The organism is Microvirga pudoricolor, from assembly GCF_016892705.1.
GTDB classification, from domain to species: domain Bacteria; phylum Pseudomonadota; class Alphaproteobacteria; order Rhizobiales; family Beijerinckiaceae; genus Microvirga; species Microvirga pudoricolor.
The window spans coordinates 107237-129642 of the sequence record NZ_JAFEMB010000005.1; the positions used below are offsets into that span (position 1 = coordinate 107237).

At 64.7% G+C, this 22406-nt stretch carries 22 protein-coding genes and 1 tRNA gene; 17 read left to right on the forward strand and 6 right to left on the reverse strand.

The window, feature by feature from the left end; genetic code table 11:
* The first annotated feature begins 18 nt into the window (after positions 1-18).
* Together ILT42_RS16560 and ILT42_RS16565 are read left to right on the forward strand one after the other, a co-directional pair.
* Complete coding sequence (locus ILT42_RS16560; protein ID WP_204216813.1) at positions 19-726, forward strand: haloacid dehalogenase type II; 708 nt, start codon at positions 19-21, stop codon at positions 724-726.
* Between the two features lie 62 nt (positions 727-788).
* Complete coding sequence (locus ILT42_RS16565; protein WP_204216814.1) at positions 789-1043, forward strand: EamA family transporter; 255 nt, start codon at positions 789-791, stop codon at positions 1041-1043.
* Between the two features lie 340 nt (positions 1044-1383).
* Here the strand turns inward: ILT42_RS16565 and ILT42_RS16570 are convergent, their stop codons facing one another.
* From ILT42_RS16570 to ILT42_RS16580, 3 genes are all read right to left on the reverse strand, one after another.
* Positions 1384-1899, reverse strand: a complete 516-nt coding sequence (locus ILT42_RS16570) for a helix-turn-helix domain-containing protein (protein WP_204216815.1) — start codon at positions 1897-1899, stop codon at positions 1384-1386.
* Between the two features lie 478 nt (positions 1900-2377).
* On the reverse strand, positions 2378-3661 hold the full coding sequence (locus ILT42_RS16575) for an O-acetylhomoserine aminocarboxypropyltransferase (RefSeq protein WP_204216816.1): 1284 nt from the start codon (positions 3659-3661) through the stop codon (positions 2378-2380).
* 149 nt (positions 3662-3810) lie between these two features.
* Positions 3811-4338 (reverse strand): CoA-binding protein, encoded by a 528-nt coding sequence (locus tag ILT42_RS16580; protein ID WP_204216817.1) that lies wholly within the window; start codon positions 4336-4338, stop codon positions 3811-3813.
* Positions 4339-4383: 45 nt separating this feature from the next.
* Between ILT42_RS16580 and ILT42_RS16585 the strand changes: the two genes are divergently transcribed.
* The 5 genes from ILT42_RS16585 (at position 4384) to argC (ending at position 7770) form a co-directional block, all read left to right on the forward strand.
* Complete coding sequence (locus ILT42_RS16585) at positions 4384-4818, forward strand: PaaI family thioesterase (RefSeq protein ID WP_229428717.1); 435 nt, start codon at positions 4384-4386, stop codon at positions 4816-4818.
* A 482-nt stretch (positions 4819-5300) separates the two neighbouring features.
* A complete protein-coding gene (gene rplM / locus ILT42_RS16590; RefSeq protein ID WP_204216818.1) occupies positions 5301-5762 on the forward strand; it encodes a 50S ribosomal protein L13 in 462 nt (153 codons plus the stop codon).
* A 2-nt stretch (positions 5763-5764) separates the two neighbouring features.
* The gene (gene rpsI / locus ILT42_RS16595) at positions 5765-6241 is read left to right on the forward strand and encodes a 30S ribosomal protein S9 (RefSeq protein WP_204216819.1); all 477 of its coding nucleotides are present in this window, start codon (positions 5765-5767) and stop codon (positions 6239-6241) included.
* Positions 6242-6345: 104 nt separating this feature from the next.
* Positions 6346-6681 (forward strand): DUF3140 domain-containing protein, encoded by a 336-nt coding sequence (locus tag ILT42_RS16600; RefSeq protein WP_204216820.1) that lies wholly within the window; start codon positions 6346-6348, stop codon positions 6679-6681.
* A 120-nt stretch (positions 6682-6801) separates the two neighbouring features.
* A complete protein-coding gene (argC, locus tag ILT42_RS16605; protein WP_204216821.1) occupies positions 6802-7770 on the forward strand; it encodes an N-acetyl-gamma-glutamyl-phosphate reductase in 969 nt (322 codons plus the stop codon).
* A 68-nt stretch (positions 7771-7838) separates the two neighbouring features.
* On the opposite strand, the gene ILT42_RS16610 is transcribed toward argC, so the two are convergent.
* Complete coding sequence (locus ILT42_RS16610; RefSeq protein ID WP_204216822.1) at positions 7839-8720, reverse strand: fumarylacetoacetate hydrolase family protein; 882 nt, start codon at positions 8718-8720, stop codon at positions 7839-7841.
* A 382-nt stretch (positions 8721-9102) separates the two neighbouring features.
* Between ILT42_RS16610 and ILT42_RS16615 the strand changes: the two genes are divergently transcribed.
* Positions 9103-10422: an OmpP1/FadL family transporter gene (locus ILT42_RS16615; RefSeq protein ID WP_204216823.1), complete on the forward strand. Its 1320-nt coding sequence runs from the start codon at positions 9103-9105 to the stop codon at positions 10420-10422.
* Positions 10423-10491: 69 nt separating this feature from the next.
* Here ILT42_RS16615 and phaC read toward each other — a convergent pair whose 3' ends face one another.
* Positions 10492-12303 (reverse strand): class I poly(R)-hydroxyalkanoic acid synthase, encoded by a 1812-nt coding sequence (phaC, locus tag ILT42_RS16620; RefSeq protein ID WP_204216824.1) that lies wholly within the window; start codon positions 12301-12303, stop codon positions 10492-10494.
* A gap of 113 nt (positions 12304-12416) precedes the next feature.
* Between phaC and ILT42_RS16625 the strand changes: the two genes are divergently transcribed.
* The 7 genes from ILT42_RS16625 (at position 12417) to ILT42_RS16655 (ending at position 19726) form a co-directional block, all read left to right on the forward strand.
* The gene (locus tag ILT42_RS16625; protein ID WP_204216825.1) at positions 12417-12821 is read left to right on the forward strand and encodes a hypothetical protein; all 405 of its coding nucleotides are present in this window, start codon (positions 12417-12419) and stop codon (positions 12819-12821) included.
* 35 nt (positions 12822-12856) lie between these two features.
* Complete coding sequence (locus ILT42_RS16630) at positions 12857-14077, forward strand: LL-diaminopimelate aminotransferase (RefSeq protein ID WP_204216826.1); 1221 nt, start codon at positions 12857-12859, stop codon at positions 14075-14077.
* A gap of 99 nt (positions 14078-14176) precedes the next feature.
* Complete coding sequence (locus ILT42_RS16635; protein WP_204216827.1) at positions 14177-15499, forward strand: homoserine dehydrogenase; 1323 nt, start codon at positions 14177-14179, stop codon at positions 15497-15499.
* A 54-nt stretch (positions 15500-15553) separates the two neighbouring features.
* A complete protein-coding gene (gene glpX, locus ILT42_RS16640) occupies positions 15554-16552 on the forward strand; it encodes a class II fructose-bisphosphatase (protein WP_229428719.1) in 999 nt (332 codons plus the stop codon).
* Between the two features lie 209 nt (positions 16553-16761).
* The gene (gene recJ / locus ILT42_RS16645; protein ID WP_229428734.1) at positions 16762-18459 is read left to right on the forward strand and encodes a single-stranded-DNA-specific exonuclease RecJ; all 1698 of its coding nucleotides are present in this window, start codon (positions 16762-16764) and stop codon (positions 18457-18459) included.
* Positions 18460-18561: 102 nt separating this feature from the next.
* A tRNA-Glu gene (locus ILT42_RS16650) sits at positions 18562-18637 on the forward strand.
* A 108-nt stretch (positions 18638-18745) separates the two neighbouring features.
* Positions 18746-19726, forward strand: coding sequence for a glycosyltransferase family 2 protein (locus ILT42_RS16655; RefSeq protein WP_204216829.1), 981 nt, complete (start codon positions 18746-18748; stop codon positions 19724-19726).
* Here the strand turns inward: ILT42_RS16655 and ILT42_RS16660 are convergent.
* Positions 19723-20349 carry a 2-dehydro-3-deoxy-6-phosphogalactonate aldolase gene (locus ILT42_RS16660; protein WP_204216830.1) on the reverse strand — a complete coding sequence of 209 codons (627 nt, stop codon included), beginning with the start codon at positions 20347-20349 and terminating at the stop codon, positions 19723-19725. The genes ILT42_RS16655 and ILT42_RS16660 overlap by 4 nt on opposite strands.
* 170 nt (positions 20350-20519) lie before the next feature.
* Here ILT42_RS16660 and ILT42_RS16665 point away from each other — a divergent pair, with 170 nt between their 5' ends.
* Together ILT42_RS16665 and rocD are read left to right on the forward strand one after the other, a co-directional pair.
* Positions 20520-21035, forward strand: coding sequence for an Lrp/AsnC family transcriptional regulator (locus tag ILT42_RS16665; protein ID WP_204216831.1), 516 nt, complete (start codon positions 20520-20522; stop codon positions 21033-21035).
* 99 nt (positions 21036-21134) lie between these two features.
* Positions 21135-22400: an ornithine--oxo-acid transaminase gene (gene rocD / locus ILT42_RS16670; protein WP_204216832.1), complete on the forward strand. Its 1266-nt coding sequence runs from the start codon at positions 21135-21137 to the stop codon at positions 22398-22400.
* Positions 22401-22406: the final 6 nt, after the last annotated feature.

Genomic DNA, 22406 nt, shown 5'->3' on the forward strand with positions numbered 1-22406 from the left:
CCGAACCAGGCCCCGCCGATGCCCGAATCTGACGCGCCGTTCTCCCTCGATCCCGCCCCGAAGGTGATCACCTTCGATTGCTACGGCACCCTCGTGCAGTGGTACGAGGTGCTGGAGCGTGAGATCGGGCGAGTGCTGGCCGCCCACGGCGCGAGCCCTGCGCTCGCCCCGGCGATCCTCGACAGCTTCTCGGCGCAGGGTCGCCGCCTCACGGCCGAGAGGCCCCACCGCCTCTACAAAACAATTCTGCGGGAGGGCTTCGCGGCGGCCTTCGCGGAGCATGGCTTGGCTCCCCGCGCGGACGAGATCGAACGGGTCGCGGCCTCGCCGGCCACCATGGGTCCGCATCCCGAGGTTCCGGCGGCGCTGGAGCGCCTGCGCGAGTGCTACAGGCTCGCGATCTTCACCAATTCCGACGACGATCTGATCGCCCCCACGGTGGCGCGCATCGGCGTTCCCTTCGATTTCGTCGTCACGGCGGAACAGGCGGGGGCCTACAAGCCCTCGCCGCAACTCTTCGCGTTCGGCTACCGCCGGATGGGCGTGAGACCCGACGAGACGGTGCACGTGGCGATGGGCATGTACTGGGACATGAAGGCCCGTCATGAATTGGGCCTGCGCGGCATCTGGGTGAACCGTCGGGGCGAGGACGGCAACCCGGACTGGCGGCCCTATGCCGAGGTGAAGAATCTGGAGGAGGCCGCGGACCTGCTGCTTCCTCCGTGAGCGCGGGCGTTGCGTCGCCGCTCCCGGCGTCGCCAACCTTCTAAAGAAACACGCTCGATCTCGTGCTCGTCTGCACGATCTTTGCCTTCTTCGTGCAAACCTATGCCGTCCGACGGATGTCGCCGAGCCGCGTCGGTCTGCTGATGCGAACGGAGCCCGTCTTCGGCGCTCTCTTCGCCATGGCATGGCTCGGCGAAAGCCTTTCTCCCTCCGCTTGGGTTGGTGGCGCATTGATCGTCGCCGCGTCCCTTTGGGGGGCCTCGACGCCGGCGGAAGCTCGCACCGGCGAGGAGACGCGCGAGCGAGAAGCCACCTAGCCGTCTCGCCCCATCCCGCTGTCATCCTCCCATGAGCGAGCGGATGACGATGCCGTTCCGGGCCTTCTTGCGGATGACCGGCCGCCGCTCATGACGATCGGCGTTGGACCGTGCGCAGTGCCTGTCGGTTCGGTGTGAGCGCAGTGCATGCCGCCGTTACCCCGGGCTTGGCCCGGAGATTCACGGGCCACGCTGCAAGACGTGGGTGGCCGGATCAAGTCCGGCCATGACGGTGAGGCGGTTGCACCTTTCCGATGATCCGAGGGGCCTGACGTCTCCACGTCCACCCGGCCCTTGCGGCCCCCGTCCCCGCAGGGGCGAAGGGTAGGGGCGGCCCGTGTCACGGGCGGTGCGGATGGACCTTCGCCTTGAGCCGCCGGCGTCGCGGCTTCCGTCGCGGCCGGTCCACCCGGTCGAAGGAGGCGGCGGCGCGGGCGAGCCTGAGCGCCCGGCGGATCTCGGCGGGTTCGGGGGCGGGTGCCTGCTCCAGGCGCTCCACGCAGCGCTCGGTCTGGCGCATCAGGCGCTCCGCCAGGGCGTGTCGGCGCAAGCGGCGGCGCCCTTCCTCGGTGAAGTGCTCCAAGGGCTCGGCGCCGGGACGCGCCCAGCCTCCGGCTTTGGCGCGGCGCGACACGGTCGCGGCGGAGGTGCCGGTGCGGGCCGCGATCTCCCGGTAGGAGAGGGTGGTCTTCTCCACATAGGCGCGGATGCGGTCGAGGGTTTCGGGCCCGTGCGGGTCGCCCTTGCGGCGGGGCCGTGGCTTGCGGGGGCGCATGGGCACCGCAGGGCCATCCGGCGGGCTCCTGTCGGGCCGGGCGGGGGCGAACGGCGAGAGGCGATAGACCGGTCCAACCATGCGACCATCGGGCCGCAAGCCGCTCCTCACGTCAAGAACAAAAATAGAACATCGTTGCGCTTATCCGCAGGAATCTCGGGCGGATCGGGGCGCAAAATGTGCAACGCCCGTTACACCGTGTTTCACCCCGCCGTTTTGACGAACCGGAGGATTGAGGGATTCGGATCGGGCGAAAATGGCCATCGGGAGGCTGGTATCCGCGCTTCCCGTCAAGGAGGGGTCGAATACCTCTGCTTCCTTCCCTTGAGTGCCCCTGACCCTCGACGTGCCGGGCCCTCCTATCAAGGGGAGCGCAGCCGGAGGGCTGGTTGGGGGGCGACCGGGTGAGCGCTCGCATCGCCTCCCACCGTCGTCATCCCCGGGCCCGACCCGGGGATCCTCGTCTTCGGGCGCGGGGCGTGGGTGGCCGGGTCAAGCCCGGCCATGACGGGAAGGGGGCGCGAAACCCTTGGAGTGTAAACCCTTGGGGCCGCAAGGCTTACGCGGCGTCGAGGGCCTGATTCAGGTCGTCGATGAGGTCGGCCTTGTCCTCCAGGCCGACGGACAGGCGCACGACTTCGGGGCCTGCTCCCGCCTTCACCTTCTGCTCGTCCGTGAGCTGGCGGTGGGTGGTGGAGGCCGGGTGGATCACCAGGGAGCGGGTGTCGCCGATATTGGCCAGGTGCGAGAAGAGCTTGAGGTTCGAGACCAGCTTCACGCCCGCCTCGTAGCCGCCTTTCAGCCCGAAGGTGAAGACCGCCCCCGCGCCCTTGGGGCAATATTGCTTGGCGAGGTTGTGGTAGCGGTCGCTCGTCAGGCCCGGATAGCTGACCCAGGACACCTTGCCGTGGCCCGCCAGATGCTCCGCCACCGCCAGCGCGTTGTCGGAATGGCGCTGCATCCGCAGGGGTAGGGTCTCGATGCCGGTGAGCAGCATGAAGGCGTTGAAGGGCGACAGCGCCGGGCCGAGATCGCGCAGGCCCAGCACCCGGCACGCGATGGCGAAGCCGAAATTGCCGAAGGTTTCGCCCAGCACCATGCCGCCGTATTCGGGACGGGGCTTGGACAGCATCGGATAGCGGTCGTCGCCCCCGAAGTTGAACGTGCCGCCGTCCACGATGACGCCGCCGATGGAATTGCCGTGGCCGCCGAGGAACTTGGTGGCCGAGTGCACCACGATGTCGGCCCCGAACTCGAAGGGGCGGATCAGGTAGGGGGACGCCATCGTGTTGTCGACGATGAGCGGGATGTTGTGCCGCTTGGCGATGGCCGCGATGGCCGCGATGTCGACGATCACGCCGCCCGGATTGGCGATGGATTCGATGAAGATCGCCTTGGTCTTTGGCGTGATGGCGGCTTCGAAGCTCGCCGGATCGTCCGCATCGGCCCAGACCACATTCCAGCCGAAGTTCTTATAGGAATGGTTGAATTGGTTGATCGAGCCGCCATACAGCTTGTTGGCCGCCACGAACTCGTCGCCGGGCTGGAGCAGGGTGTGGAACACCAGGAACTCCGCCGCGTGGCCGGACGCCACCGCGAGCGCCGCCGTGCCGCCCTCCAGCGCCGCGACCCGCTCCTCCAGCACCGCATTGGTGGGGTTGCCGAGCCGGGAATAGATATTGCCGAAGGCCTGGAGCCCGAAGAGCGAGGCCGCGTGGTCCACGTCGTCGAAGACGAAGGACGTCGTCTGGTAGATCGGCGTCGCCCGCGCGCCCGTCGCCGCATCCGGAGCCGCGCCCGCATGAATCGCCAGGGTCTCGAAACCCGGTGCCCGCTCACCCATATCTATCTCTCCGAGGTCGTGATCTGAGGTTTTGTGATCTTGGAATGCGTGATCTTGGAATGTTTCACCATGACGCGCACGGCGACGCGCTCACACCCTCCCGATGGTTCTTTATAAAGAACAAATTGTTCTTCGGTCAAGGCAGCCGCTCAGCGGGGCCTGTTCAGGCTGAGCTTCTGAAACCCTTTACCCGCAAGGACCGGCTTCTTGGATGAGAGCATCCGGGAGTTGATGCCCTGCCAGGAAATTTCCCCGGAAATCCGCCCGAATTCGATCTTCGGGCAGCGGTTCATGACCACCTGAACGCCCTTGTTTTCCGCCCGTTTGGCAGCCTCGTCATTGCGCACCGAGAGCTGCATCCAGATCACTTTCGGCAGCGGATCCAAGGACAGGGCCTCGTCCGTGATGGGGCCTGCAGCCTCCGAATTGCGGAAGATCTCCACCATGTCCACGGGATGCGGGATGTCGGCGAGCCGTGCATAAACCGTCTTGCCCAGGAGTTCTTTCCCGGCCAGTCCCGGGTTGATCGGAATGACGTCGTAGCCCTTGTCGGCCAAGTATTTCATGACGATCCAGCTCGGTCGCGCCGGGTTCTGCGAAGCCCCCACCAGCGCGATGGTCTTCACGGTCTGGAGGATGCCCCGGATATAGTCGTTCGAGTAATTGTCGTGGTCCATGACCCAACCGTATGGGAAGTAAGGCCCACGTTCAATGAGACAGCCATGCTGAAAACGCCCCCGAGCCCTGTCATGACCAAGGAGGAGGTCGAGGCCTTCCTGGAGCGGGAATTTCCTCAGATGCATCATGGGGGACAGTCCTGTTTCATCGAGGAGATCGGTCCCCATTCGGCCCGGATGCGGATGGCCTATCAGGAGCGCCACCTGCGCCCGGGCGGCACCATCTCGGGGCCGGCCATGATGGCGCTGGCCGACTACGTGCTCTATGCGGCGATTCTCGGCTCTCTCGGGCCGATCGCCTTGGCCGTGACAACCAATCTGAGCTTCAACTTCCTCCGCAAGCCCCTGCAGCGCGACCTCATGGCCAAGTGTCGGCTGCTGAAGGTCGGACGACGCCTTGTGATGGGGGAGGTGGCCATCGTGTCGGAGGGCAGCGCCGACATCGTCTGCCACGCGACCGGCACCTACGCCTTGCCGTGAGTGAGACGCATCCCATCTCTTGATACGATGTTTCCATCGCGTACGGAGGCGTGAGAATGCATGTGACGAGATGTGCCCAGGCCGGAGCGTGCGAGCCTTTCCTGCTGAGTGCGAAGCGCGCCGGTGCGCCAAGGCCCCTGGTCTGCCCCATATCCAGAGTTTTCGCGAAATATAGCCTTTCGCGAAGGATGTGACGTCGTGCGTTGTATGATTTAGCGAACGACTGGGCGGGTTTATCGAACCCAGGTGATGTGAGGATGGAGTAGGTTGGGTTCGGAACTGGGCGGAAATAAATGAAGTATTATGATACCACACAGATTAACGTATTGTATTGGCTCGATTTTCCACCGAGGTGCCGTGAGCGTTCGAGTTGACACCGCGCCGCGAGTCCGTTAGATCGCAAGCCACTGACCGTCGCCTTCCGTGGCGGTTGTCGTTTTTCGAAAACCTGAGCCGCGAGGCTCTACAACGGGAACCATGCGATGAAGACTACTTCGCTGAAGCCCGCCGAGGTCGAGAAGAAGTGGGTTGTGATCGACGCGAACGGCCTCGTTGTGGGCCGCCTCGCTTCGGTCGTGGCGATGCGCCTGCGCGGCAAGCACAAGCCGAGCTACACGCCCCACGTCGATTGCGGCGACAATGTTATCGTCATCAACGCCGATAAGGTGGTGTTCACCGGCCGCAAGCGCGACCAGAAGGTTTATTACCATCACACCGGCTATCCGGGTGGCATCAAGGAGCGGACCGCCAAGTTCATCCTCGACGGCCGTTTCCCGGAGCGTGTCGTGGAGAAGGCCGTGGAGCGCATGCTTCCCCGCGGACCGCTCTTCCGCCAGATCATGGGCAACCTCCGCGTCTACAAGGGCACGGAGCATCCGCATACGGCTCAGCAGCCCGAGGCTCTGGACGTTGGCGCCCTCAATTCCAAGAACGTGAGGGGCTAACCATGGCAACTCTTCAGTCTCTCGCCGATCTCGGCCAGAACGCCCAGGCCGCTGCTCCGGAAGCTCCGAAGCACGTCCAGAAGCTCGATGCCCAGGGCCGTGCCTATGCCACTGGCAAGCGCAAGGACGCGGTTGCCCGCGTGTGGATCAAGCCCGGCTCAGGCAAGATCGTGATCAACGGCCGTGAGGTCGAGGTCTATTTCGCGCGTCCCGTGCTCCGCATGATCCTGAAGCAGCCGCTCCAGATCGTGAACCGCGACGGCCAGTACGACATCGTCGTCAACGTCAACGGCGGCGGCTTGTCCGGCCAGGCCGGCGCCGTGCGCCACGGCCTGTCGAAGGCCCTGACCTACTATGAGCCCGAGCTTCGCGGCCCGCTCAAGAAGGAAGGCTTCCTGACCCGCGACGCCCGCGTCGTCGAGCGTAAGAAGTACGGTAAGAAGAAGGCCCGCCGCAGCTTCCAGTTCTCGAAGCGCTAAGCGAACCTGCATTTCCCGGAAGGGCGGCCCTGTGGCCGCCCTTTTGCGTTTGGGATCCTTCCCGCCCATCCGTCGTTGAGGCCACGAACACCTGGAGACGAACGATGAGCGACGTGGACCGTGACGAGGTCGAGAAGGACTTCAAGGAAGCCGTGAACATGCAGCCGGCGGAGCTGGAGAAGTGGCTCGAGAGTGAGGAAAGCCGGTCCGTGGGCTGGACCCATGACGGCGAAGGGGAATCCGTCGGTCACCATTCCGGGCGTATGATCGTGGAGATCAAGCGCAAGAAGAAGGCGGACCTGACCGACAAGGACGTCGCGCACATGCGCAAGGTGGTGGGCTACGTGCGCCGCCACATGGCCCAGAAGCCCTCGGGCGACATCGAGAACAGCCGCTGGCGCTACTCCCTCATGAACTGGGGCCACGATCCTTTGAAGTGACGTCCCGCCGTATCGCCGGTTCCCACAAGAAAGCCTTTCCTTTCCGGCGGTTCATTCTTAAATACGGCTCCTGAAATGGGCGCCGTGGCGGTCACGGCGTCAGGACGAAGGCAGACGATCATGACGATCTCGCTCGACAAGAACCAACCGCAGGTGCAGGCGACCCGGACGGTCTTCATTGATGGTGAAGCCGGAACGACGGGACTCGGCATCCGCGACCGCCTCTTGAACACGAGCGATGTCGCCATCCGAAGCATCGATCCGGCCCGCCGCAAGGACCCCGAGGCTAAGCGGGACATCCTCGCCGACGTCGACCTCGTGATCCTCTGCCTGCATGACGATGCCGCGCGGGAGACCGTCAGCTTGGTCGAGAGCCTGAACGGCCGCAAGCCGCGCATTTTGGATGCCAGCACCGCCCACAGGGTCAGTCCCGGCTGGACCTACGGTTTCGCGGAACTGGATGCCGGGCAACGGCAGGCGATCCAGGCGTCTGATCGCGTCGCCAATCCCGGCTGCTATCCGACGGGCGCTATCGCGCTGATCCGTCCGCTGATCGATGCCGGGCTGATCCCCGTCGATTATCCGATCAGCGTCAATGCTGTCAGCGGGTACAGTGGTGGAGGCCGCTCGATGATCGAGGCCTATGAGGCCGGGACCGCACCCGCCTTCGAGCTGTACGGCCTCGGGTTCGAGCACAAGCACGTGCCCGAATTGCAGAAATATACCGGCTTGACGCGGCGCCCCATCTTCATCCCGTCCGTGGGCAATTTCCGGCAGGGGATGTTGGTGAGCGTGCCGCTCCACCTCGATCTCCTCCCGGGCAAGCCGACCGCGACGGACCTGGAAGCCGCCCTGCGCAACCATTACGGCTTGAGCGGTCTCGTGAGCGTGATCTCGACGGCTCGGGACGACAAGCGGATTGAGCGCATCGAGCCGGAGGCACTCAATGACACGGACAAGCTCGAGTTGCGCGTGTTCGAGAACGGCAGATACGGACATGCCGTGCTGGTGGCGCGCCTCGACAACCTCGGCAAGGGTGCGTCCGGCGCTGCGGTTCAGAACGCGCGGTTGATGCTCGGCCTGGACTAGAACAGGGTGCCGCCCCCTGGTTGGGGGCGGCTCTCCAGTCCTGGCTGGCAGGCCGTGGACGGCAGGCGTCAGGCGCGCCGCTTGTGGCTCGTATCGATCGGCTGGTCCTCGTAGGCCACCACGTTCTGCCGCTGTTCGCCGAGCCCTTCAATCCCGAGCGTGACGACGTCCCCCGACTTGAGGTAGCGCGGCGGCTTCATGCCCATGCCGACGCCGGGTGGCGTACCAGTCGTGATGACGTCGCCCGGCTCCAGGATCATGAAGTGCGACACGTAGGAGACGATCTTGGCGATGTCGAAGATCATGGTCTCGGTCGAGCCGTTCTGAACCCGCTCGCCATTCACCTCGAGCCACATGGCAAGTTGACCCGGATCGGGAACCTCGTCCTTCGTCACCAGCCAGGGGCCGATGGGCCCGAAGGTCGGGCAACCTTTGCCCTTCGTCCACGTACCGCCGCGCTCGATCTGAAACTCGCGCTCGGACACGTCGTTACACACGCAGTAGCCCGCCACGAAGTCCAAGGCTTCGTTCGCGCCCACATAGGACGCCCGTTCGCCGATCACGATGGCGAGCTCGACCTCCCAATCGGTTTTCTTCGACCCGCGCGGAATGACGATGGTGTCGTTCGGGCCGACGATGCAGGAGGGAGCCTTGTTGAACACGATGGGTTCGGCGGGGATCGCCGCACCGGTCTCGGCCGCATGGTCGGCGTAGTTCAAGCCGATGGCGATGAAATTGCCGACGCGAGCGACGCAGGGCCCGAGGCGCTGACCGGCCGGCGCGGCGGGCAGGGCGGTAGGATCGAGCGCGGCCAGCTTGGCCAGGCCATCACGCGAAAGGATATCGCCCGCGATGTCGGAGACCATGCCGGACAAGTCTCGGATCTCGCCATTCGCGTCGACCAGACCTGGCTTCTCCTGCCCCGGCTCTCCATAGCGCACTAATTTCACGGCGTTCTCTCCTGTTGCATGAGGCTAAGAATTTGCATCGAGACTAGTCCACAATTCGGCCACCGGAATGTTGCGCTTTTGTCACGAGCGCCCAAAACTCGCGCAGTACACAAGGCTGTGGGGCGGGTTAGCCTTTATTCCAAGTTGGCTGCGCAATACGGTAGTTTATATGTGAACGACAGTTCGAATTCATTGTTCTACTGAACAACCTGGAGATGGACTGAATAATAACGCAGGGGAAGACGCAAGCTCGGCAGGCCGTGGCTTCATGGTGAAGCAGAACTTAACCAATTGCGGCTAAATCCAAGCATAGGCAATCTGTCCCCACGGCGGATCTTCCGCAAGAATCAAGACGGTCCATTCTTCAGGGCGGGAAATTTCTATGAGTTGTCATTTTCGTACTTTGAGCCTCGCGGCGGTGTCTCTCGCCGCATTGGTCTCAGCACAGGGAGCCGCGCAGGCCGGAGCTTTCGGTCTGCGTGAGCAGAGCGCCACGGGCCTGGGCCAGGCTTTCGCGGGCGTTGCGGCCGGCGAGGCCGGAGTCTCGTCGCTGTACTGGAACCCGGCGACCATCACGATGAACCCTGGTTTCCAGAGCGAATGGCATGCCTCCGCCATCGTGCCGCGTTCGGACATCACACCCACCTATACGGTTCCGGGCGGCCTGGCAGGCCTCGGAAAGTCGGGCGACATCGGCCTCGACGCTGTTCTGCCCGCCTCCTACAGCAGCTATCAGATCAATGACAGCCTGTGGGTTGGTCTCTACACGGGTGCACCCTACGGCCTCGCGACGAAGCCGAACCCGATCTGGGCTGGTCAGCTCTATGCCCGCACGACTTCGGTCATCTCCTACGAGGCCATGCCGACCGTCGGCTACAAGGTGAACGACTGGCTCTCCGTCGGTGCCGGCGCTCGCGTGCAGTATTTCAAGGTCCGCTACTTCTCGGCGATCGGCCCGACCCCGACGGCACCGTCGCCGCTTGCCGCCAGCGCGGGTCTCGAAGGTGACGATTTCGGCTTCGGCTACTCGGTCGGCGCGACGCTGACGCCGTTCGCCGGAACCTCCATCGGTATCGGTTACCGCTCGTCTGTCGAGCAGGAGCTCGACGGAAAGTTCCAGTACTTCGGCGTGCCGATCACCGCGAAGGTGGTTCTGCCCGAGTCGGTGTCCGTCGGTTTGAGCCAACAGGTTACCGATGCGCTGACGTTGAGCGCCACGGCGGAGTGGACCAACTGGAGCCGCCTCGGCTTCCCGCGCGTCTATAACGACCTGACCGGCGGTCTGCTCGCCCAAGCCCCCTACCTGCCGCTGGACTACAAGGACGGCTGGTTCTTCTCGGTCGGTGGCGAGTACCGCATCAACCCGTCCTGGGCGGTGCGGGCCGGCGTGGCCTATGAAATTTCCCCCATCGATGTCGATAACCGCAATCCGCGCCTGCCGGATTCGGACCGGGTCTGGGTGTCGCTTGGTGCAACCTATAACTGGAGCGACAACCTCTCCTTCGACATCGCGTATAGCCACCTCTTCTCGGTGGGCAATACGGACATCAACATCGCGCCGGGCAACTCCATCTTCCCGACGCGGGGCGTGGTCTTCGCCGGCGACGTGGACTCGAGCGTCGACATCGTGTCGGCCTCGATCAAGTACCGCTGGGACAATCCCGCCCAGCCGATCCCAGCCCCGATCGTCCGCAAGTACTGAGACGAACGGATCACTCCAAAAGAAAGGCCGGCTTCGAGCCGGCCTTTTTCTTGGGTCGTTGTCTTGGGATCACGACGGCTCAAGCACATACGTGCCCGGAGCATCCGCGAGGGGGGGAAGTGCACCGGCGCCCGGCTCCCGCGCCGCCACCTTCTTGGGTGCCTGCTTCTCGATCCATGACATCCAGTAGGGCCACCACGTCCCTGGGGTTTCGGCCGCCTCCGCGATCCAGTCCTCGACCCGCCCATAGGATCCGACCGCGTCGCCGGTCCAGAATTGGTATTTCGCCTTGCCTACGGGGTTGACGACGCCCGCGATATGACCAGACCCGGCGAGCACGAACTCGACGGGGCCGCCGAACAGCTTCGACCCCCGGAAGACGGATCGGGCTGGGGCGATGTGGTCTTCCCGAGTCGCGAGGTTGAAGACCGGAACCTTTACTTTCTTGAGATCGAGCCTCACGCCGCCCACATCCATCTCGCCCTTGGCCAGTTTGTTTGTGAGATAACAATTGCGCAGATAGAACGCGTGGTTGGCCGCAGGCATGCGGGTGGAATCGGAATTCCAGTACAGGAGATCGAAGGGGAAGGGCGAGTTTCCCTTCAGGTAGACGTTGACGACATACGGCCAGATCAGGTCGTTCGGGCGCAGCATGTTGAAGGCGTTGGCCATGTGGGCGCCTTCGAGAAAACCCCGCTTCTTCATGGAGTTTTCCAGAGCGGAGACCTGTTCCTCGTCGACGAATACCTTGAGGTCGCCCGCATCCGTGAAATCGACCTGCGCCGTGAAGAACGTGGCGCTGTCGATCCGCTTGTCGCGCTTGGCGGCCATGTAGGCGAGGGTCACGGCCAGGAGCGTGCCGCCGACGCAATAGCCGATGGCCGTCGCCTTCTTCTCGCCGGTCGCCGCCTCGATGGCGTCGAGTGCCGCGAAGATGCCCTCGCGCATATAGTGCTCGAAGCTCTTGTCGGCGTGACGCGCGTCGGGGTTGACCCAGGAAATGCAGAAAACCGTCAATCCCTGCGACACGGCCCAGCGGATGAAACTCTTCTCCGGATTCAGGTCGAGAATGTAGTACTTGTTGATCCAAGGCGGCACGATGAGAAGAGGGCGCTTGTACACTTTCTCCGTCGTGGGCGCGAACTGGATCAATTCCATCAGGTCGTTCCGGAAGACCACTTTGCCGGGCGTGGTGGCGATGTTCTCGCCGATCCGGAACCGGGTCGCGTCCGACTGTCGGATCTTCAACGAGCCTTGCCCGGCTTCGATGTCTTCCGCCAACATCGCCATGCCGCGCACGAGATTCGCGCCGCTCTCCTTGAACGTCTCCCGCAGGAGCTCCGGATTGGTCGGCACGAAATTCGAGGGCGAGAGGGCGCCCGAGATCTGCTTGAGATAGAACCTCGCCTTCTGGCGAGTGTGATCGTCTACCCCTTCCGCTTCGTCGACGATGTCCTCGGCCCAGCGGGACGTGATCAGGTAAGCCTGCTTGAGAAAGTCGAAGAACGGGTTCTCGGACCACTCGGTGTCCTTGAATCGATTGTCCTTCGGCTCCGGTTCGGCCACGGGCCCGGTCGGTTCACCCTGCGCGCGGCGAAGGGTCGAGGTCCAGAGATCGAGGAATTGAGAACCCAGCTTCGACTGAGCCTCGATGGTCTTCTGAGGGTCGACCATCCAGGCCTCGGCCACGAAGCCCAGGGTTTTCACGACCTCCGCCACCTCGGTGCTGAAGTCGCTCTTGGGGCCGCCGTTGCCGAGCGGCTTCAAGTAGGCCGCTGTCGCCCTGCCGGCACCCTCGATGAACAGGGCCATGTTTCGAGACAGGGCCTCGAAGTCCGGCACGGCGGGCGTTTGCGTTTCCTCTTCGTGCGGCTTAGCCATAGGACGGTCTCCCTTCAAAGGCCGTTGACGTTGCCCATGAGCCGTGTTTTCGACATTCTACGGATCGACCACATGAAAACACCAGACACTTGTCATCATTTCCGGATTTTAAAATGAGTTCCATAGGGACGTTGGTTTATCAGGTTGTCGTGAAGGGCGCGGCAGGCCTGTGCGTCGTCGGACTTGCGGCCTGCTCGGGCAACACCGCGGGCAATCTGGTCCGCTCGACCGGGTTTGGGCCCACAACCGCGGCCTCGCCGGATTTCGTCTCGGCTTCCCGTCCACAGAACCTCGACTACATTCCCATCACGGCGCCAGGACCGGGTCGGGAGACGCCGGCCAAGACGGCCGATCAGGTCAAGGCCGTGGAGGCCGAGATGGATGCCCTTCGCGAGCGGAACGCTGCGGCAGGGGCCACCGCGGCCGAGGCGGGCGGGACACCGGCGCCAGACCCTGTCCTTACTCCCGCCAACAAAAGAAACTCTAACGCCGCCAAGAAGACGTCATCCCCCAACTGAGCCCAAGCCGGCACGAAGCCCCCAGGAACCCCGCTATGTCCGATTTCTACCGCATCCAACGCCTTCCGCCCTATGTTTTCGAACAGGTCAACCGGATCAAGGCGGCGGCGCGAGCTGGCGGCGCGGACATCATCGATCTTGGGATGGGCAACCCGGACATGCAGGCCCCCCAGCATGTGATCGACAAGCTGGTCGAAACCGTGGGCAAGCCCCGAACGGATCGATATTCCGCCTCCAAGGGCATCGGCGGCCTCCGCCGCGCCCAGGCGGGCTATTACGCGCGCCGGTTCGGCGTGAAGCTGAACCCCGACACCCAGGTCGTCGCGACGCTGGGCTCCAAGGAAGGCTTCGCCAACATGGCCCAGGCGATCACGGCGCCCGGCGACGTGGTTCTGGTGCCGAATCCGAGCTACCCGATCCATGCCTTCGGGTTCCTGATGGCGGGCGGCGTTATCCGGTCCGTCCCGGCGGAGCCGACTCCGGCCTTCTTCCCGGCGGCGGAGCGCGCCGTGGCGCATTCGATCCCCAAGCCGATCGCCATGGTGGTCTGTTACCCCTCGAATCCGACCGCCTATGTGGCCTCCCTGGATTTCTACCGGGACCTCGTGGCCTTCGCGAAGAAGCACGACATATTCATCCTGTCGGATCTGGCCTATTCGGAGGTCTATTTCGACGAGTCCAACCCGCCTCCCTCCCTGCTCCAGGTCCCGGGCGCCATGGATGTGGCGGTGGAATTCACCTCCATGTCCAAGACCTTCTCCATGGCCGGCTGGCGCATCGGCTTCGCGGTGGGCAACGAGCGGCTCCTGGCCGCCCTGTCCAGGGTCAAGTCCTATCTCGATTATGGGGCCTTCACGCCGGTCCAGGTCGCCGCGACGGCGGCGTTGAATGGTCCGGAGGATTGCATCCGCGAGATGCGGGCCACCTACAAGCGCCGTCGCGACGTCCTGATCGAATCCTTCGGCAAGGCCGGATGGGCGATCCCGGCTCCCACGGCCTCCATGTTCGCCTGGGTCCAGATCCCGGAGAAGTTCCGCTCCCTCGGCAGCCTGGAATTCTCCAAGCTGCTGGTCGAGAAGGCCGATGTGGCCGTTGCGCCCGGCATCGGCTTCGGGGAACACGGCGATGACTACGTTCGCATCGCCCTGGTGGAGAACGAGCAGCGGATTCGGCAGGCGGCGCGCAACGTCCGCAAGTTCTTCGACAATGCGGACCAGACCCTGCACAACGTGGTTCCGATGAGCCGGGCCGTCTGATCCCAGGTGCATCAGGCCTGGAAAACGGCCGGTCTCTCATGGACATGCAACCGTGGCAGTCGTAAAGAGCGACGCGACTTTCAACGGAGGCCTTTGTCCGTGACTTCTCCTCTCCGCGTCGGCATTGCCGGCCTCGGCACCGTCGGCGCTTCGGTGGTCGGCATTCTGGCCCGCCAGGGCGAGGGCTTGGCCCGCCGGTGCGGCCGCGCCATCGTCGTGACGGGTGTCTCGGCTCGGGATGGCACGAAGGACCGGGGCGTCGACCTCACGGGCAGCACGTGGTTCGCGGACCCCGTCGCGCTGGCGTCCTCGGACGAGATCGACTGCTTCGTCGAACTGATCGGCGGGGCGGATGGAAAGGCCCACGAGGCGGTCAAGGCCGCGCTTTCTGCCGGAAAGCACGTGGTAACGGCCAACAAGGCACTTCTCGCCAAGCATGGCCATGCCTTGACGCAACTGGCCGAGGAAAAAGGCGTCGCCCTCGCCTTCGAAGCCTCGGCCGCCGGAGGCATCCCCGTCGTCAAGGTGTTACGCGAGGCCTTGCCCGGCAACACGATTTCCCGCCTTTACGGTATCCTGAACGGCACGTGCAACTACATCCTGTCCCGGATGGAACTGGAAGGCCTGACCTTCGCCGAGTGTCTCGCGGACGCGCAGCGCCTGGGCTACGCGGAGGCCGACCCGACCTTCGACGTCGAGGGCTTCGACACGGCGCACAAACTCGCGCTGCTGACGAGCCTTGCCTTCCGGACCGAGATCGACGCCGACGCCGTCTATGTCGAGGGCATCTCCTCGATCACTCCCCTAGATCTCAAGATGGCGGATGAGCTCGGATTCCGGATCAAGCTCCTCGGCGTCGCCGAGCGCACCTCCGTCGGGATCGAGCAGCGGGTTCATCCGACCATGGTGCCCAAGTCGTCACCCATCGCGCAGGTGATGGGCGTGACCAACGCGGTGACCATCGACGCCGATGCCGTAAAGGAACTGACGCTCATCGGCCCAGGGGCGGGTGGTGACGCCACGGCGTCCGCCGTCATCGGCGACATCGCGGATGTGGCCTCCGGACGCTCCGGCACCCCGTTCGGTTATCCGGCGCTGGAACTCTTCAAGGCCCCCAGAACGCCCGTTCAGCGCCACGAGGGCGGCTACTACATCCGTCTGACCGTGCACGACAGGCCCGGGATCGCGGCCGGCGTCGCCACACGCATGGCGGAAGCCGACATCTCCCTTGAAAGCATCCTTCAAAAGCGCTCGGAGGCTGCCGCAAACCGCGATCCGCATGGGAGGTCCGGGGCGCCCGTCTCCCTCGTCCTGATCACCTACGCGGCCACCGAGTCGGCGATCCGATCCGCAGTCGACAAAATCTCCGGGGATGGTCTTATTGCCGAGCCGCCCCAGGTCATCCGCATCGAGCGGGAATAAGAGAGCGGCCGACAGGTCCTTCCGTCAATATCCTCCAAGGGAGCCATAGCATCCATGTCACAGGCGATCACAGTCCAACCGGGTCAGGTCATCGAACGCATCCTGACCCTCGAACTCGTTCGCGTGACAGAGCGCGCCGCGGTGGCCTCCGCCCGGCTGCGCGGCCGTGGCAACGAGAAGGCCGCCGACCAGGCCGCCGTGGACGCCATGCGCCGGGAGCTCAACAAGCTGCCCATCGACGGTACGGTGGTGATCGGCGAGGGCGAGCGTGACGAAGCCCCGATGCTGTTCATCGGCGAGCGGGTCGGCAACCGGAATGGCGTGAAGGTGGATATCGCCGTCGATCCCCTGGAGGGCACCACGCTCTGCGCCAAGGACATGCCGGGATCCATCGCCGTCATGGCCATGGCGGAGTCCGGCACGCTCCTGGCCGCGCCCGACGTCTACATGCAGAAGATCGCCATCGGGCCGGGATATCCGCAGGGCGTGGTCGACCTCGATGCCTCGCCAGAGGAAAACCTTCACAATCTCGCCAAGGCGAAGGGCGTGAAGGTGACCGAACTGACCGCCCTCGTTCTGGACCGCCCGCGCCACACGGATCTCATCGCGGCCATCCGCAAGACCGGGGCAGGCGTACGCCTGATCTCGGACGGAGACGTGGCAGGGGTGATCTTCACGACGAACCCGGCCTCGACCGGAATCGACATCTATCTCGGCATCGGCGCCGCTCCCGAGGGCGTGCTGGCAGCCGGAGCGCTCCGCTGCATCGGAGGCCAGATGCAGGGCCGGCTCATCCTGGACACCGAGGAGAAGCGCAGCCGCGCCCTCCAGATGGGCGTCAAGGATCCGAACCGGAAATACGACATGAAGGATCTCGCGAGCGGCGACGTCGTCGTGGCCGCCACGGGCGTGACCGACAGCGCCCTGACCAAGGGCGTCAAGTTCGGCAAGGACGTGATCGAGACCGACACCGTCGTCTATCGGTCCGCCACCGGCACGGTCCGTCGCATCTACGGCGAGCACCGGGAGCTGTCCAAGTTCCATCTCGACTAGGCCAGCGCCCTACGCCCTGCGATCATCGGAGAGGCGCGAAGCCTCTCCGATAAGGAAGCTGTTTTGACCATATTCCCCGCTACCATCGGCCCGTGACCGAATCAGCGAGTTCCCCCATCCCGTCCGTCAGACCCTTCCTCGGCGTCGAGCGCTCCGCTCTCGGCCGAACCTGGGTCGAGCGCTGCGCCCCGGCTCAAGGCGCGATCGCCATGGCCATCGCTCAGACGCATGGCGTGCCGGAGATCCTGGCGAGGGTGCTGGCCGGTCGTGGCGTATCGGTCGCCGACACGGACGGATTCCTCAACCCGCGCTTGCGCGACCTGCTGCCGGATCCGCATGTTCTCACCGACATGGAGGCCGCGGTCGAACGGCTCGCCCTGGCCGTCGAACGGCGGCAGACGGTCGCGATCTTCGGCGACTACGACGTGGACGGGGCCTGCAGCGCCTCCCTGCTCGCCGAGTACCTGGCATCCTGCGGCGTGCCCTATCTGATCCACATCCCTGACCGCATCACCGAGGGGTATGGCCCCAACAGCGAGGCGATCCGAGGCCTGAGGGAACAGGGGGCGGACCTCCTCGTCACGGTGGATTGCGGAACCGCCAGCCTCGAGCCCCTGGCTGAAGCCAAGCGGATCGGACTGGACTGCGTGGTCCTCGACCACCACCAGGCACCCCAACAGCTCCCCGAGACACAGGCTCTGGTGAACCCGAACCGGCAGGACGACCTGTCGGGCCTCGGCTATCTCTGCGCCGCAGGGGTCGTTTTCCTGACAATGATCGCTCTCAATCGCGCCCTTCGGGCCAAAGGCTTCTTTGCCGGAACAACGGAGCCCGATCTCCTGTCGAGCCTGGATCTGGTGGCCCTGGCGACCGTGGCCGACGTCGTGCCCCTCGTCGGCCTCAACCGGGCTTTCGTCCGCCAGGGACTGGTGGTCATGCGCAACCGCCGGCGCGCCGGGCTCGCGGCCCTGTTCGATGCGGCTGGCCTTTCGGGGGCCCCGGAGAGCTGGCATCTGGGATTCCTGGTCGGGCCCCGCATCAACGCAGGCGGCCGGATTGGAGACGCCGCCCTAGGGTCCAAGCTTCTGCTCACGCAGGATACGTCCCAGGCGGCCCGCCTCGCAGGTGAACTCGACCGCCTCAACCGGGAGCGCCAGACAATCGAGCAGCTCGCCATTGCGGAGGCGGAGGCCCAGGCGCTGTTGTCGCTGGAAGCCGCACCGGATCGGCCGGTCATCGGGACCGCCTCGGCCCAATGGCATCCGGGCGTTGTGGGCCTCATCGCGTCCCGCCTCAAGGAACGCCTGCGACGGCCCGCCTTCGCGTTCACGTTCAATCCTGATGGGACCGCAACGGGATCAGGACGCTCGATCCAGGGGGTGGATCTCGGCCGCGCGGTGAGGGGCGCGGTCGATGCGGGTCTGGCCATCAAGGGGGGCGGCCACGCGATGGCGGCCGGGGTGACGATCCGCCAGCACGATTTCCCGGCTTTTCTCGAATACATGGCAGCCCAGGTCACCGAAGCCTATGCGGAGGCCCACGCGGCGGATCATTACGCCATCGACGCGACGTTGACGGCCGGAGCGGCCCAGCCTGGAATCGTCTCGGCCCTGGAGCGGGCAGGGCCCTTCGGCGCGGGCCAGCCGGAGCCTGTCTTCGCCTTCCCCCAGCATCGAATCGTCGAGGCTCGGGAGGTTGGAAGCGGAGGGCATGTGCGCGTGAAGCTCCGCGGCGGCGACGGCTCGTTCATCGGCGGGATCGCCTTCCGGGCCGCTCATCAGCCGATCGGCCAAGCTCTGACCAACGGGATCGGCCTTGTGGTTCATGTGGCTGGGACGCTTTCGATCGATCGCTGGGGTGGCGGCGAAAAGGTCGAGCTGCGCGTTCAGGACGTTGCGAACCCCTGATGGGACCGCGCTTGCGTCCCTCAGCCTGATTTCTTCAATAGGGTGCTTGCCGCGCTGACAGAACCCCATTATACACCCGCCTGTCTCGGTGATTTCGCCGATGCGCCCTTCGTCTAGCGGTCTAGGACGTTGCCCTTTCACGGCAAAAACACGGGTTCGAGTCCCGTAGGGCGCGCCACTTCAAGTGGCCCGTACAAGCTCCCGAGTGATCCGAACTGTCTGTCCACGCTGTTATACAATATAACGCTTGCGGTCCCGTGTGCGGGCAGGATAGGGCGTGCCGGTCATGACGCAACAGCCAGAACTCTCGGTCATCGTCCCCTGCTTCAACGAGGAAGAGGCCATCGGCCACACTCACGCGCGGCTCAGCGCCGTCTTGCAGGGGATGGGGCTGACCTACGAGATCATCTACATCGATGACGGCAGCCGCGACCGGACCGCATCCCTTCTGGGCGACCTGCAGCGCAAGGACCAGCATGTGCGCGTGCTGCGCCTGTCGCGCAATTTCGGGCATCAGATCGCCGTCACGGCCGGGCTTGACTACGCGCAGGGACGGGCCGTCATCCTCATCGATGCGGATCTCCAAGACCCACCGGAGGTCATTCCAGGAATGGTCGCCAAGTGGCGGGAGGGTTTCCAGGTGGTCTACGGCCAGCGGGAGTCCCGGGCCGGCGAAACCCGGTTCAAGCTTTGGACCGCTCACGCTTTCTACCGGTTCATCAACACGCTGTCCGAGGTGCCGATCCCGGTCGATACGGGTGACTTCCGCCTGATGGATCGTTCAGTCGTCGAGGCCCTGGGACGCATGCGTGAAAAGCACCGCATGCTCCGGGCCATGACGAGTTGGGTCGGATATCGCCAAACCGCCCTGCCGTATGAGCGCCAGGAGCGCTTCGCCGGACGCTCGAAATATCCGCTCCGCAAGATGATGCTCCTGGCCTTGGACGGCATCGTGTCGTTCTCGGTCGTGCCCCTGAGGCTCGTCACCATGACGGGCGTCGCCTTCTCGGTCCTGTCCGTCCTGGGCATGATTTATGCGCTCGTCGTGCGCCTGATGACCGACAATTGGGTGCCGGGCTGGGCTATTCTCTTCATCACGATCCTCCTCGTGGCCGGCGTGCAGTCCATATTCCTCGGCGTCATCGGAGAATATGTCGGGCGAATCTACAGCGAAGCCAAGGATCGACCCCTGTTCCTGGTTCTCGAGGAACTCGGCTTCGAAGAGGAGGTCGACCGTGAGCGACCTCCCATCCGTGCTGCCCGCTAGCCCGCCTTGAGGGCCTGCCAAGCCTCGGAGAACGCACGGGCGTTGCGGGAGATGTCCGCAACGGCCATGCCCGGCGCGAACAAGGCGGATCCGAGACCGAAGCCGTCGGCGCCGGCATCCACGTAGGACTTCATGGTCTCCGGCTTGATGCCGCCAACCGGCAGCACGATCGTGCCTTTCGGGAGGACGGCCCGCCAGGCTTTGACCACGGCGGGCGGCACCGCCTCGGCGGGGAAGATCTTGATGGCATCGGCTCCGGCCTTGAGGGCCGCGAACGCCTCCGTGGGCGTCGCAACGCCGGGCGTGCACACCATGCGGAGCTCCTTGGCCCGGCGGATCACCTCGGTATCGCCGTGGGGCATGACGACGAGCCGGCCTCCGACGTCCCGGACCCCGTCGACGTCCGCCGGGCTGAGCACGGTGCCGGCTCCGACCAGCACATCCTTCGGCAGGGTCCGGCTCAGGGTCTCGATGCTTCGGAAGGGCTCGGGCGAGTTGAGCGGAACTTCGATGATTCGAAAGCCCGCTTCGACCAGAGCCGACCCAACGGCCTCGGCTTCGTCCGGCCTCAAACCCCGAAGAATTGCGACCAGAGGAAGACTTGCGAGAAAGTCCTGAAGCACAAGGTGACCTTTCCTGTAGGACGCGAGGCGCCGGGGTGCGCCGTGATCAATGCCTTAATTGGCCAAGACAAGCGCGTTTTCAACCGAAAGGCCATGGCCGCCAAGCTCGACCGCAACGGTCGTTGGGGCTAGATCTGAGCGCAACTGAGATGCACGGCGGCAGGGCGTTCATGACACAGCGTACGAGATCGGGGGGCGACAGGCGGGGCTTGAGGCTCGACCGCATCGATCTCTCCATCCTCCGAACCATGCAGGAGAACGCCCGCATCACCTATCAGGCCCTTTCGGAGCGCATCGGCCTGTCGGCGAGACCTTCGCTCGAGCGCGTGCGCCGCCTGGAACAGAAGGGCGTCATTCGGGGCTATTCGGTGCTTCTCGATCCGGCCTCCGTCGGCCATGACATCATCGCACTGGCCGAAATCGCAATGCGCGACCCCTCGGCTTCTACCCGGCAGCGCCTCGAGCGGGCCTTGATTGCGCACCCGTCCGTGGTCGAGCTCCAAGTGGTCAACGGCGCGCACGACTACGCGGCCCGCGTCGTCGCCCCATCGCTGGCCAATTACGAGGCTCTGACGGAGGCCTTCCTGGCCGACCCGGCCTTTGGGATCAGCCGCATCCACACGACATTCGTCCTCAAAACCCTCAAGCCGTTCGCGGGGTATCCGGTCCCAGACGACGAGGACTGACGCCAAGCTTCGCCTTGGCGACAGGATCGGCTTCCGATCATGGCCTGTTCGACGGTTTCGGTCCCTGGGATTTCCTAGACTCGGGGAAAAGAGGGACCCATGAACGACAGCTTGAACATCATCGCCCACGAGCAGGCCGTCACCGCCGCCAATTACGACCCCCTTCCCGTGGTTCTGACGGAGGCCAGGGGCGTCTGGGCGACCGACGTCGATGGCAAGCGCTACCTCGACATGATGAGCGCTTACTCAGCGGTGAGCCTCGGCCACGGTCATCCCCGAATCCTGAAAGCCATGTCGGAGCAGGCCGCCAGGCTCGCCGTGACGAGCCGCGCCTACCACACGGACGTTCTCGGGCCCTTCCTGGCGAAGTTGGTTGCCCTGACGGGCCTCGACGTCGCGTTGCCGATGAACACCGGCGCGGAGGCGGTCGAGACCGCCATCAAGGCAGCCCGACGCTGGGGCTACCGGAGGAAGGGCATCGCCGTGGATCAGGCCGAGATCCTCGTGGCCGAGAATAATTTCCACGGTCGCACGACAGCCATCGTGGGCTTTTCCTCGGATGCCTCCTATCGCGAAGGCTTCGGCCCGTTCCCGGGCGGCTTCAAGCGGGTTCCGTTCGGGGATGCCGAGGCGATGACTCGGGCCGTCACGGATCGCACCTGCGCGGTCCTGGTGGAGCCCATCCAGGGAGAGGCAGGCATCGTCCTTCCTCCGGAGGGCTACCTGAAGGACCTGCGGACCCTGTGCGACAAGCGCAACCTGCTCCTGCTCCTCGATGAGGTGCAATCGGGGCTTGGGCGCACGGGTCGCTGGTTCGCCCATCAGCACGAGGAGATCCGGCCGGACGGGCTGATATTGGGGAAAGCCTTGGGCGGAGGCGTCTATCCCGTCTCCGCTCTCGTTGGGACGCGCGACCTGATGGAGGTTTTCGGTCCCGGATCCCATGGCTCGACCTTCGGGGGAAACCCCCTCGCGGCCCGGATCGGGCTCGAAGCCCTGGCGGTGATCGAGGACGAAGGGCTGGTCCAGCGCAGCGCCGAACTGGGCGCCTATCTCTTGGAGCGTCTTCGCGCCATGCGCAGCAACGTGGTCGTGGACGTGCGAGGTCGGGGCCTCTGGGTCGGCGTCGAAATCGATCCATCCGCGGCCTCGGCGCGTTCTCTTTGCGACAACCTGCTGAGGGAGGGCGTCCTGTCCAAGGACACGCACGGGACGGTTTTGCGTTTCGCACCGCCCCTGACGATCACGCGGGATGAGATCGACTGGGCGATGGAGCGGATCGAAAAGGTGTTCGCCCAGCTCCCGGACCCTCATGCCTCGCACGCCCAGGTTTCGCCCGCCCAAGCTTCGCACGCCCAAGCATGACGCAAA